The 11,763-nt window shown below is 68.3% G+C and carries 8 protein-coding genes; 1 reads left to right on the top strand and 7 read right to left on the bottom strand.

Annotation, left to right across the window (positions count from 1 at the left end; genetic code table 11):
- Positions 1-308: 308 nt before the first annotated feature.
- From EER30_RS18865 to EER30_RS18835, 7 genes are all read right to left on the bottom strand, one after another.
- Entirely contained in the window at positions 309-1,181 is an 873-nt protein-coding gene (locus EER30_RS18865; RefSeq protein ID WP_127501795.1) for an alpha/beta fold hydrolase, read from the bottom strand.
- Between the two features lie 105 nt (positions 1,182-1,286).
- Complete coding sequence (locus EER30_RS18860) at positions 1,287-4,838, bottom strand: galactose-binding domain-containing protein (protein ID WP_127501794.1); 3,552 nt, start codon at positions 4,836-4,838, stop codon at positions 1,287-1,289.
- Positions 4,839-4,941: 103 nt separating this feature from the next.
- Entirely contained in the window at positions 4,942-6,534 is a 1,593-nt protein-coding gene (locus EER30_RS18855; RefSeq protein ID WP_127501793.1) for a glycoside hydrolase family 13 protein, read from the bottom strand.
- A gap of 90 nt (positions 6,535-6,624) precedes the next feature.
- Complete coding sequence (locus tag EER30_RS18850) at positions 6,625-7,497, bottom strand: carbohydrate ABC transporter permease (protein ID WP_127501792.1); 873 nt, start codon at positions 7,495-7,497, stop codon at positions 6,625-6,627.
- Between the two features lie 4 nt (positions 7,498-7,501).
- The gene (locus EER30_RS18845) at positions 7,502-8,443 is read right to left on the bottom strand and encodes a carbohydrate ABC transporter permease (RefSeq protein WP_432417556.1); all 942 of its coding nucleotides are present in this window, start codon (positions 8,441-8,443) and stop codon (positions 7,502-7,504) included.
- A gap of 62 nt (positions 8,444-8,505) precedes the next feature.
- On the bottom strand, positions 8,506-9,888 hold the full coding sequence (locus EER30_RS18840; RefSeq protein WP_127501791.1) for an ABC transporter substrate-binding protein: 1,383 nt from the start codon (positions 9,886-9,888) through the stop codon (positions 8,506-8,508).
- A 238-nt stretch (positions 9,889-10,126) separates the two neighbouring features.
- The gene (locus EER30_RS18835; RefSeq protein ID WP_127501790.1) at positions 10,127-11,113 is read right to left on the bottom strand and encodes a LacI family DNA-binding transcriptional regulator; all 987 of its coding nucleotides are present in this window, start codon (positions 11,111-11,113) and stop codon (positions 10,127-10,129) included.
- A gap of 241 nt (positions 11,114-11,354) precedes the next feature.
- Here EER30_RS18835 and EER30_RS18830 point away from each other — a divergent pair, with 241 nt between their 5' ends.
- Complete coding sequence (locus EER30_RS18830) at positions 11,355-11,750, top strand: YchJ family protein (RefSeq protein ID WP_127501789.1); 396 nt, start codon at positions 11,355-11,357, stop codon at positions 11,748-11,750.
- Positions 11,751-11,763: the final 13 nt, after the last annotated feature.

Raw genomic sequence — 11,763 nt, 5'->3', positions numbered from 1 at the left:
CCGCCTTCGGCGGCTGCCGCACGCGACGTCCGTGGGGCGCAAGGGCGCAGCGCGCGCACGGCCCGATCCTTGTGCGAGAACACAGGGACCGGGCCGTTCTCGCGCCCTAGGCATGTGCCGGGAAGCCCGCTGCAGACTTCCGGTTCGCGTGCCGGTTGCGGTGCCCGGATGGCCGCACCGGGTCTTTACGCCACCGATCCCCGGCCCGGACAGGATGTGGGATGGCGTGCCGGTTGTCGCCGGACGGGTTCGGACACCGGCGGCACACGTCGAGACAGCCGACGGCAGAGCACCACGCCGAAATCCGTCTAAACGGTGGTGTGGGCCAGCAGGTTGTCGATCACCTCGTCGATTCCCGTAATCAGGGAGAGGTGGCCCTCGGCCGGCAGCAGGTGGACCTCGGCGCCGGGGACGTGGGCGGCCAGCCAGTGGCCGTGGGCGGGCGGGACCATGCGGTCCTGTTCGCCCTGCCAGACGGCGACCGGGACGCGCACGTCGGTCAGGGGGAAGCCCCAGTCGGAGCTGAAGGCCAGGTCGTCCTCGCGCCAGCCGGCGATGCCCGCCGAGACGGAGTAGCGGGACGACTCGGCCAGGTAGCCGGCCAGGCCGTCGTCCAGGGCTTTCTTATCCACCTCGGACAGCAGGTCACCGAAGGCCGCGATCACGTCGTCGGCGCTGACGCGGGCCAGGCCGTCGGCCATCGCGGTCAGGAACGTGTCGAGGACCCGCACGCCCTGAGCGGCCGCCTGGAACTCGGCGATGTTCTCGTCGCCCATGCCGGCCAGCCAGTCGAGGCCGGCCGCGTCGTGCGGTGCCACCCCGGCGATGACCGAGGCGCCGACGCAGCGGCCGGGGAGCAGGGCGGCGCAGGCCAGCGCGTGGGGGCCGCCACCCGACCAGCCGACCGTGACGAAGTGGGACGCGCCCAGGCCGTCGAGCAACGCGGCGGTGTCGGCGGCCACGTCGGCGACGCGGCGGCCGGGGTGGGGTGAGGAGCCGCCGTAGCCGGGGCGGCTGGCCAGGATGATGCGCAGGCCGTGACGCACGGCGGAGTCGAAGACCGCGGGCACCCGGACGGCGCCGGAGGGGGTGCCGTGGTGCAGCACCAGGGGGAGGCCGCCGGGCGGGCCCTCCGCCAGGTATTCGAGCGTGCGGCCGTCGGGCAGGACGATGCGTTCCACGCCGCCGAATGTAGCAAGGCCCGCGGCCCGCACCGGCCGATCGGCCCCAGCATCCCCGGAAGGGGCCCGCGCGGACGACGCGGGCCCCTCCATCATGGGAGCGGATCAGTTGCGGACGATGGTGAACGTGGACGTCGGGTTCTCGATGTCGCGGTAGTTGTTGCTGAACTGCAGGTTGTTGAAGGTCGCCGAGCCCACCGCGGGACCCTGCCCCTGCTCGGGCATCGGGTTGGCCCAGATGCCGAAGCCCGACTTGGCGTCGTACGCGTCACCGCTCTTCTGAGCACCGCTGATCGTGATGTTCGTGAAGATCGTGTCCTTGACGATGTTCTGCGGCTGGCCGCCCACGTAGTTGGTCTGGAACATGATTCCGGAGTAGGTCGGGTCGATGATGTCGACGTTCGAGACCCGGATGCCCTGGAAGACCTTCGACGCGCTGAACACCCAGATCGCCCCGAAGGTCTGGCCGCCCCAGAAGTGGCCGCCGGACCGCACGATCGAGATGTTGTCGAACACCGTCGGCGGGTTGGCGCCGAAGCCGTTCATCGGATAGCCGAAGTCGAGCGAGCTGATCGTGATGCCCGAGTAGACCAGGGTGTCCGCGATGTAGATGTTCTTGAACGTGTTGGCGTAGCCGCCGTAGACCGCGATGCCCGCCGCCCGCCACGTCAGGATCGACGTGAGGTTGGAGTACACATTGTTGATCTCGTCGGCGCCACCCGCGTCGATCGCCGAGAACAGCGCGAAGCTGTCGTCGCCGGTCGCCCGGGCCTCGTTGTTGTCGACCAGGTTGCCGGTGCTGCCGTTGGTCATGTTCACACCGTCGGCGAACGTGTTCCGGATCCGGCTGTTCTTGATGACCATGTTGTCGGTGTTCGCGCCCCAGTAGAGGCACACCACGTGCTCGGTCCAGATGTTGTCGATCGTGATGCCGGCGGTGTTGGCGAAGTCGAAGACCTTGCCGGGGCCGTCGATGCGGATCGTGTAGTTGCCGAAGAACGCGAAGTCGGCGAACGTCGACCCGTTGGCGGTGCTGTCGGCCCGGAAGCCGGCGTCCGTCTCCGACTGCGTCGACGGCGTGTAGAAGCGGGTGTACCAGGGGCCCGCCCCGACGATGCGGATCGACTTGCCGTACACCTGGAACTTGTTGGACGTCGAGTAGTCACCGGCGGGCAGGTAGACGCCGAGCTTCGACGAGTCCTGACGGGCCGTGTCCAGAGCGTTCTGTACGGACTGGTGGTCGAACCCGGCCGGCACGACATAGCGGGCGGCGTCCGGGTTGGGCTTGGCCGCGACCTGCTCCAGGTTGATGAAGTCGATCGCGATGCTGCCCGAGTTGGCACCGTCCTTCTGCAGCTTGATCGTGCTGCCGGCCGGGAACGAGCCGGTCAGCAGGGCGTTCGCCTCGTCGTAGATGTGCCGCGGCCCGGTGCCCGAGTTCTGCGGCGACGCCTCGTTGCCGTAGAGCCAGGCGAACTTCGAGGTCAGTGGCACGGTCTTGTTCAGGGTGCCGTTGACGTAGACGTTGATCGAGCTGGTGGTGCCGTCCGGGATCGAGAACCGCGCGACGATGGTGTTCGTCGCCGCCCGCGAGGTCCACTGCACGTACGCCCCGGTCTGGTTGAGCGTCACCGCCTTGCGGCCCGACGCCTCGCCGGCCAGGTGGCCGATCTCGCGGTTGGGCCCGACGATGGCCGCGCCGCCGCCGATCTGGCCGTCCTCGGCCTCGTAGAAGTCGAACGGCATGTTCGCGCCGCGACCCACGAAGAACGGCTTCTCGCTGGTGTTGTTGGCCTGCTTGACCGGCAGTTCGTTGCCGTCGTTGGCGATGACCGTACGCACCGTGTAGCGGCCGTTCGCCGCGGTCCAGGTGCCCAGGTTGATCGCCGGCGAGGAGGCGCCGGCGGCCAGGGTGCCGCTCCACGAGCCGGTCAGCGTACGCACCACCGACGAGCCGTTGAGCACGGTCAGCGTGACGCCGTGCGCGCCACCGGCCGACGGGGCCGAGCCCTGGTTCTTCAGCGTCACCGAGAACGTGACCGTGTTGCCGGCCGCCGGGGTGCCGGGCGACCAGGAGACGTCCGAGGCGATGAGGTCGGAGCTGCTGACCGGGGTCACGACCAGGGCTGTGGGGTTGGTGTAGGAGTTGTTGGCCTCGTTGGACTCGATGACCGTGTTCGACTCATCGACCTTGGCCGTGACCTGGTAGGAGCCCGCGTCGCGAGGGCCGATGCCGGCCGTGACGGTCGCCTGGGCGCCGGCCGCGAGTGCGCCGACGTTGGCGGTGCCGACCTTGGTCGTACCCAGGTAGAAGTTGACGTTGGAAGCGGCACTGCCGACGCCACCCGCGTTGCGGACCGTGGCCGACAGCGTGACGGCGTCGGTCTCGACCGGGGAGACCGGCGAGGCGGACGTGCCGGTGATCGTGAGGTCGGGGTTGGGGGCCGCGACGCCGATCGTCTGGAGTTCGGCGACCTGACCGCTGGGCGCGCCGCTGTTCGCGGTGAACGACAGGCGTACGTCGGCGGCGGTCGCGCTGACCGGGATGGTCACCGTGTTGCCCGAGGCCGGGTTGAACGTGTACGACGCCGCGCCCACGATCGTCGTGAACGTGCTGGAGCTCTGCTCGCGGCCGAGGACCGCGAACGTCTGCTGCCGGGTGCCCCACGAGCTGTCCGGGTTGAGCTTGACGACGATCGACGACAGCGACGCGTTCGAGCCGAGCTTGACCGTCAGCGTCGCCGGATAGGCCGAGCCCTCCCAGTAGGTGGCGGTGTTGTTGTCGTTCGCGTTGGTCGCCACGAAGGTGTGGATGACCGACGACGCCTCGATCGGCTTGCCCTGGGCCAGGTTGGACCCCGGCCCGGAGGTGCCGTTGCGAGTGACCGTGTTCGAGAGCGCCGAGGTGTTGCCGGCCGCGTCCTTGGCCCGCACCTGATAGCTGACGGTCGCCGAAGCGGGCTGAGTGTCGGTGTAGGTCAGCACGTTACCGACGCTCGTACGAAGCACGCCGTTGGCGTAGACGTCGTATCCGGTGACGCCCACGTTGTCGGTCGAGGCCGACCAGGTGAGCCGGATCTGGTCCCCGCCCGGCTGGGTGAAGGCGAGGTTTCCCGGCGCGCTGGGCGCCTGCGTGTCGCCGCCCGAGACGGGACCGTAGACCTCGAGCTCGGAGAGCTGCCCGGCGGGCCAGCCCGTGTTGCCGGTGACGTTCACTCGCACGAAGCGCGCGCTGGCGGCCGTGAAATCGATGGTCACCGTGTTGGCCGAGGCGGGGTTGAAGACGTACCCGGCACTGGCCTTGAGGGCCGAGAACGAGCCGCCGTCGGTGCTGCCCTGCACGCTGAGGGTCTGCGTGCGGGTGGCCCAGGCGCTGGCCGGCGGCAGTTTGAGGACGACCTGGTTGACCTGCGTGGCCGTGCCGAGGTCGACCTGCAGCCACTGCGGGAACGCGTTGTTGTTGCTCTCCCAGTAGCTGTTGGCGTTGCCGTCGCCGGCGTTGCCCGCACCGTAGACGTCGTTGTAGCTGCTGGCGCTGAAGGTCTTGCCGGCGGCCAGGTTGGGGCCGGCGGCGTTGGCCGGGGAAGGGGCGATGAGGACGGTGGCTACTACTCCGGCCGCGGCGGCGGCCGCGAGGAGTCTCTTCAATCGGGGCATTGCGGGAGCGCACCTTTCTTACTGAAAGGCCCCCTGGGTGGTGCTTCCTCTGCTCTTGCGTGGCGCCCGCCGGCGGTGGACCCGGCGGACGCCACACAGGGGATCAGTGCAGGCGCAGCCAAACGGCGGTGTCCGGGGGGAGGCGGTCACCGTCGAGAGTGCCACTGGCGAGCAGAGTGGACTGGTGGTCGGGCAGGTCGATCGGGGCATCGGACATGTTGACGACGCAGGCGAAGCCGGAGCCGCGGGTGTACGCGACGACCGACGCGGAAACGTCGAGCCACGCCATGTCGTTCGCGTGCAGGCCGGGCTCCACGCGGCGTAGCGCGATCGCCGAGCGGTAGAGCTCGAGCATCGAGTTGGGGTCACCGGTCTGCGCCTGGGCCGTGCGGTCCTTCCACTCGGCCGGCTGGGGAAGCCAGGGAGTGGCGGTGGCGGTGGTGAACCCGAACGGCGCCTCGTCGCCGGTCCACGGCAGCGGCACCCGGCAGCCGTCGCGGCTGTGTCCTCGCCGCTCCCACATCGGGTCCTGATAAGAAGAGACCGGGATGTTCTCGTTCTCCCAGAGGCCGAGCTCCTCGCCCTGGTAGATGTAGGTGGCGCCGGGCAGCGACAGCGAGAGCAGGGCGGCGGCCCGGGCGCGGCGGGTGCCGAGTTCGAGGTCGACCGGGGTGCCGTCCAGGTTGTTGTCGAAACTGAAGGTCGTGTCGGAACGGCCGTAGCGGGTGACGTGCCGCGTGACGTCGTGGTTGGAGAGCACCCAGGTGGCCGGGGCGCCGATCGCGGCGTGTGCGGCCAGGGTGCGGTCGACGCACTCGCGCATCAGCCGCGGGTCCCAGGCGCAGCCGAGGAAGTCGAAGTTGAACGCGGCGTGCAGTTCGTCGGGGCGCAGGTAGTTGGCGAACCGGTCGACCTCGGGCATCCACACCTCGCCGATCAGGGCGCGGTCACCGCCGTACTCGTCGGCGACCCGCCGCCAGGAACGGTAGATCTCGTGCACGCCGTCGAGGTCGTGGAACGGGTGTGGCTCGCCCTCGACCACCTCGGGCAGCGCGGTGTCCTTGAGCAGCAGCGCGGCCGAGTCGATGCGGATGCCGTCGACCCCGCGGTCGAACCAGAACCGCAGGATGCTCTCGAACTCGGCCCGCACCACCGGGTGGTCCCAGTTCAGGTCGACCTGCTCGGGTGCGAACAGATGCAGATACCAGGAGCCGTCCGGCGTACGGGTCCAGGTCGTGCCGCCGAACTCCCCTCGCCAGTCCGTCGGCATCTCGTCGCCGTTCTCGCCCCGGCCGGGACGGAACCAGAAGTAGTCGCGCTCGGGCGCGTCCGGGGATGCCAGCGCCGCCTTGAACCACGGGTGCTCGCTGGAGAGGTGGTTCGGCACGATGTCGACGATCATCCGGATGCCGGCCGCGTGCGCCTCCTCGATCAGCGCCTCGGCCTCGGCGAGCGTGCCGAAGACCGGGTCGATGTCGCGGAAGTCGGACACGTCGTAGCCGGCGTCGGCCATCGGCGACGGGTACCACGGGCTCATCCAGATCGCGTCGACGCCGAGGGCGCTCAGGTGTCCCAGGTGGGCCCGGATGCCGGCGAGATCGCCCACACCGTCCCCGTCGGCGTCCGCGAAGCTGCGCGGGTAGACCTGGTAGATCACCGCGTCGCGCCACCACGGATGGGGGTCTGAGAGAGCCACTTTTAGCCTGCTTTCTGTCTGTTTCGTGGCCTGAAGGAGGGCGTACGCCACCTGGCGATCAACGCTGATCGCCCGGAGAGGAAGGCCCGGCTATCCCTTCAGGCTGCCCGTGGTGAGGCCGGACATGATGTTGCGCTGGAAGAGCAGGAAGATGATCACGGTCGGGATCGCGGCGATGACCGACGCGGCGATCACGACGTTCTGCGGGGTGCCGCCGGCGAAGGCGTAGATGCCGACGCTGAGCGTGCGGGTCTCGGGCGACGGCATCACCAGCTTGGGCCAGAGGAAGTCCTTCCAGACCGCGGTAACCGCGAAGATCGACACGACGCCGAGGATCGGGCGCGACATCGGCAGGATGATCGACCAGAGCGTGCGCAGCGGCGACGCGCCGTCCATCTGAGCGGCCGCGATCAGGTCTTCCGGGATCGAGTCGAAGAACCGCTTGAGCAGGAAGATGTTGAACGCGTTGGCGACCAGCGGCAGCCAGATCGCCCACGGCGAGTCGAGCAGGTTCACGTGGATGATCGGCAGGTCGATCGCGGTCACGTACTGCGGCACGATCAGCACCATCGCCGGGATCATCAGCGTGGCCAGCATCAGCCCCAGGATCACGTTGCCGAAGATCGGGCGCAGCTTCGAGAGGGCGTACGCCGCCGCGGTGTCGAACACGAGCTGGAAGAAGACCGCGCCGGCCGCGTAGTAGAACGTGTTGAACATGAGCTTCGCGAGCTCCAGGTTGTTCCACGCGTCGGCGTAGTTCTGAAGCTCGGGGTCGTGCGGCCAGAGCGTCGGCGGCGTCTGCGCGATCTCCTGACCCGATTTGAGCGCGCCGGTGACCATCCAGTAGAGCGGCCCGAGGAAGACCAGGGTGAAGCCGGCGACCACGACGGTGAGCAGGGTCCAGTAGACGAAACGGCCACGGCCGCGCCTCAGCTGGGCCTGCGAGATGAGGGTACGGGACATCGTCTCAATCCTTTTTCGTCGTCAGTCGCACGTAGACGGCGGAGAAGGCGGCCAGCACCAGCAGCATGATCACGCCGAGCGCGGCGGCGCCGTTGAGATCGTTCTGGAAGAACCCGTGCTGGTAGATGAGGTAGGCGACCGAGGTCGCGGAGTCCTGCGTGCCCGCGCCGTTGGCGAGAATGAGCGGCTCGATGAACAGCTGCATGGTGGCGACGATCTGGATCATGGCCAGCAGCGCGAGGATCAGCCGGGTCTGCGGGATCGTCACGTTCCAGATCCGCCGCCAGATGCCGGCGCCGTCGAGTTCGGCCGCCTCGTAGAGCTCGCCCGGGATGTTCTGCAGCGACGCGAGGTAGATGAGGACGGCGCTGCCCATGTTCATCCAGGTGGACGCGATCACCATCGCCGGGATCGTCATCGTGGGCGACTGCATCCACTCCGAGGTCGGCAGACCCACGCCCTTGAGGATCGCGTTGAACAGACCGGCGTCGCTGGGGTCGTACGCGTAGAACTTGAACAGGAAGAGCGCGGAGGCCGGGGGCAGCATCACCGGCAGGTAGACCAGGACCCGCAGGTAGCCCTTGGCGTGGCGGAACTCGTTGAGCAGGATCGCCACGAAGAACGGGAGCGCGTAGCCGAGGACCAGGGCGAGGATCGTGAAGACGAAGGTGTTCTTCCAGGCGACCCAGAAGCTCGGGTCGGCGACGATGCGAACGTAGTTGTCCCAGCCGACCCAGGTGGTCTCGCCACGCCGGGTGCGCTGGAAGCTCATCACGATGCCGCGGACCATCGGGAACCACATGAACAGGGCGAAGCAGAGGACCGCCCCGATCAGGAATGCGTGGCCGGTCAGGTTGTCCTTGACCTTGCGGCCGAGGCTGCCGCGGTTGTTTCGCGCGCTGGGAGCCGGCGCGGGCTGCTTCGTGATTTGTGGGGCGACGATCACCACAGGAGGGCTCCAGGGGTACGGGTGCGGGAGCCGACGGTCCGGCTCCCGCACACGGGTGGTCAGCTACCGGCGGCCTGGAGCTGGTTGACCTTGGTGTCGGCCGTCTTGAGCAGCGTGTCGATGTTCGCCTTGGGGTCGGTCAGCACCGCCGACATCGCCGAGTCGAGCACCGCGTAGATGGCCTGCGCGTTGCGCGGTTCGCCGACGATCGGGACCGGGTTCGACTCGAAGGCCGTGAAGTTGGCCGTGTCGACGTTCGCGTTGGCCTTGCGCAGTTCGAGCTCCTGCTTCTGCGCCTCGCTTCCGTTGGTGAACAGCAGCGGCTGGGGCAGGCCGACCGGGTAGTTCTGCGGCTTGGCCCGCACGTAGTCGAACTGGCCCTTGCCCGGGGTGAGCTTCTGGTAGGCGATCCACTTCAGGCCGGCCTGCACCTGCTCGGGGGTCAGGCCCTTCTTGAAGAAGTAGCCCTCGCCGCCGCCCAGGGTGCCCTTGGCCGGACCGTCCTGGCCGGGCAGCGGGCCCATCGCCCAGTCCTCGTACTTGCCCTGGAACTGGCTGACGATCGCCTGGGTGGCGTCGGGCGCGCCGATGAACATGCCGACCTTGCCGGCGCCGGCGTTGGTCAGCAGGTCGCCCCACTGCAGCAGTTGGCGGCTGCCCATGCTGTTGTCGCCGTAGCGCATGTCCTTGAGGTTCTGCAGGACCTGCTTGCCCTGGGCGTTGTTGAACTCGGCCTTCTTGCCGTCGTCGGAGAGGACCTTGCCGCCCTGCGAGTACATCAGCGCGGTGAAGTGCCAGCCGCCGGTGTTGCCGGCGCTGTACTCGGAGTAGCCCGCGACGCCGCCGCCGAGCGCCGAGATCTTCTTGGCCGCCGCACGCACCTCGGCCCACGTCTTGGGCGGGTTGGCCGCGTCGAGCCCGGCCTTCTTGAACAGCGCCTTGTTGTAGACCAGGCCCATCGAGTAGTTCTTGACCGGCACGGCGTAGAGCTTGCCGTCCTCGGTGAAGACCTTCGTGAGCGCCGGGTCGATGCTGTCCCAGGTCGGGACGTTCTCCTTGTTGGCGTACTGCGTGATGTCCATCGCCTGACCGGAGTCGAGCACCTGCGACAGGTCGGTCATGTAGCCGTAGAAGACGTCGGTCATCGTGCCGCCGGCCAGCCGGGCGGTGAAGTCCGGCGGGTTGTTGCACTGCTCGCCGACGCTGACGCTCTTGATCGTGATGTTGGGGTTGTCCTTCTCGAACGCCGCGACATCAGCGTTCCAGTTGGCCAGCAGCTCCTTCTGCGCACCGACGGGCTGGCAGTCGACCGTGATGGTGACCTTGCCGGCGGCGTCCTTCCCACCGTCGTCGCTGCTCTTCGTGGAGCACGCCGTGAGGCTGAGCCCCAGGCCGGCCACGAGTGCTATCGCCGCCGCCTTCCGGTACTGCGGTACGGACATCTGTCCATCCCTTCTCCGAACAGGTGTATTCATGGCCATCGCTGATCTGCGTGCTAGTCATGCCGCCGCCCGTGTGACGTGGGTCTCGCCGCATGTTTCGTGGAGGTGACATTACAAAGTCACTCGTGTTCACGCAAGAAGCCGACTGGTCTCAGAAAAAACACGACGGGGCGGCTGAAGGGTGCAGACGACGAAGGGCGGGCCGATCGGCCCGCCCTTCGCGATGAATAGTGCCTGGTCAGTCCCGCTTGCGTGCGGGCGCGGTCGAGCCGCGCACCACCAGCTCGGGCTCGAAAAGAAGCTCGTCGGGTTCGACGCCGCTGCCCTCGATCTGGTTGACGAGCAGGTCGACGGCAGCCTGGCCCATCATCTCGATGGGCTGGCGTACGGTCGTCAGCGGCGGATCGGTGCAGGTCATCAACACCGAGTCATCGAAGCCGACCACTGAGATGTCGGTCGGCACGTCGAGGCCGAGCCGGCGCGCGGCCCGGATCGAGCCGAGCGCGAGCACGTCGGACGCGCAGATCATGCCGGTCACGCCGCGCTCGATCAGCTTGGCCGCGGCCAGCCGCGCGCTCTCCATCGAGAAGTTGGTGCGCTCGACCAGCACGTCCTTGTTCTCCAGGGCGGCCAGCTTGCGCCGCGACGGCACATGATCTTCAGGCCCCATGACCATGCCGATGCGCTCGTGGCCCAGCGACCTCAGATGCCCGTACGCCTGCTCGACCGCGACGGCGTCGTCGGTGGAGATGTGCGGGAAGCCCAGGTCGTCGACGCCGGCGTTGACCATGACGACCGGCATGCGACGGTCGGTCAGCGCTCGATAGTGCCCGTGCTCGGCCTCGGCCAGCGCGTAGGAGCCACCGGCGAAGACGACCCCGGAGACCTGGTGGTCGAGGAGCATCTCTATGTAGTCGCGCTCGGGGACACCGCCGATCGTGCGGGCGCACAGCGCGGGGGTGAAGCCGCGCTGCGCGAGGGAGGCGGTCACCACCTCGGCCAGCGCCGGGAAGATCGGGTTCTGCAGTTCGGGGAGCACCAGGCCGACCAGCCGGCCCCGCTCGCCGCGCAGCTTGGTGGGCCGCTCGTAGCCCAGGACATCGAGGGCGGTGAGCACCGACGCGCGGGTCGCCTCGCTCACGCCGCTGCGCCCGTTGAGCACGCGGCTGACGGTCGCCTCGCTGACGCCCGCCTTCTTGGCCACCTCGGCCAGACGTTTGGTCACGGTCCGCAGCCTACGTCAGATCTCTGCAAAATTCGAACGGTGGCTTTCAGATTTTCCGAACCATCGCGTCGATTTTTGCAGGATCAGCGTCGCTGCGTCGTGGCGATGTCGCACGGTGTATCGGCCGTCCCCGGTTAAGCGATTAAGTCGTCGCTCTCCGTTCCGCCCGTACGGGAAGCCCGGCCCCGCGTTCCGGTGTTCGGCTGAAAGCGGCGGCACACGGGCTGAGAGAATGGGGTCCATGAAGCGTTGTCCCTGCGGTCGCGGGCTGCCCTACGACGAATGCTGCGGCCCGGCCCACCACGGCGAGCCGCCCGCCACCGCCGAGGCGCTGATGCGCTCGCGCTACTCGGCCTTCGCGCTCGACGACGATGCGTACGTGCTCAACTCCTGGCACCCCAAGACCCGGCCCGCCGCGATCGAACCCGACTCGCGCCTGCGCTGGGTGGGCCTGGAGGTTATCGAGGCCAGCGGCGGGGGCATGTTCGACAGCGAGGGAGTCGTGGAGTTCCGGGCGCATTACCGCGATCACGGCAAGTCCGGCGACATGGTCGAGCGCAGCCGCTTCGTGCGCCACGACGGTCAGTGGACGTACTGGGGACCGATCCTTACCGATGGGTCGCTCGCCAACATCTGACCTGGTGTGATTC

Origin of the sequence: Actinoplanes solisilvae (assembly GCF_003999975.1) — a bacterium.
Classification (GTDB): Bacteria; Actinomycetota; Actinomycetes; order Mycobacteriales; family Micromonosporaceae; genus Actinoplanes; species Actinoplanes solisilvae.
The sequence above is the reverse complement of the archived record's forward strand: the minus strand, read 5'-3'. Positions and strand labels throughout refer to the sequence as shown.

Excerpts from the sequence above, each read along its gene's own strand:
- EER30_RS18840 (WP_127501791.1), bottom strand. The coding sequence starts at position 9,888 with ATGTCCGTACCGCAGTACCGGAAGGCGGCGGCGATAGCACTCGTGGCC.
- EER30_RS18860 (WP_127501794.1), bottom strand. The coding sequence starts at position 4,838 with ATGCCCCGATTGAAGAGACTCCTCGCGGCCGCCGCCGCGGCCGGAGTA.
- EER30_RS18850 (WP_127501792.1), bottom strand. The coding sequence starts at position 7,497 with ATGTCCCGTACCCTCATCTCGCAGGCCCAGCTGAGGCGCGGCCGTGGC.
- EER30_RS18830 (WP_127501789.1), top strand. The coding sequence starts at position 11,355 with ATGAAGCGTTGTCCCTGCGGTCGCGGGCTGCCCTACGACGAATGCTGC.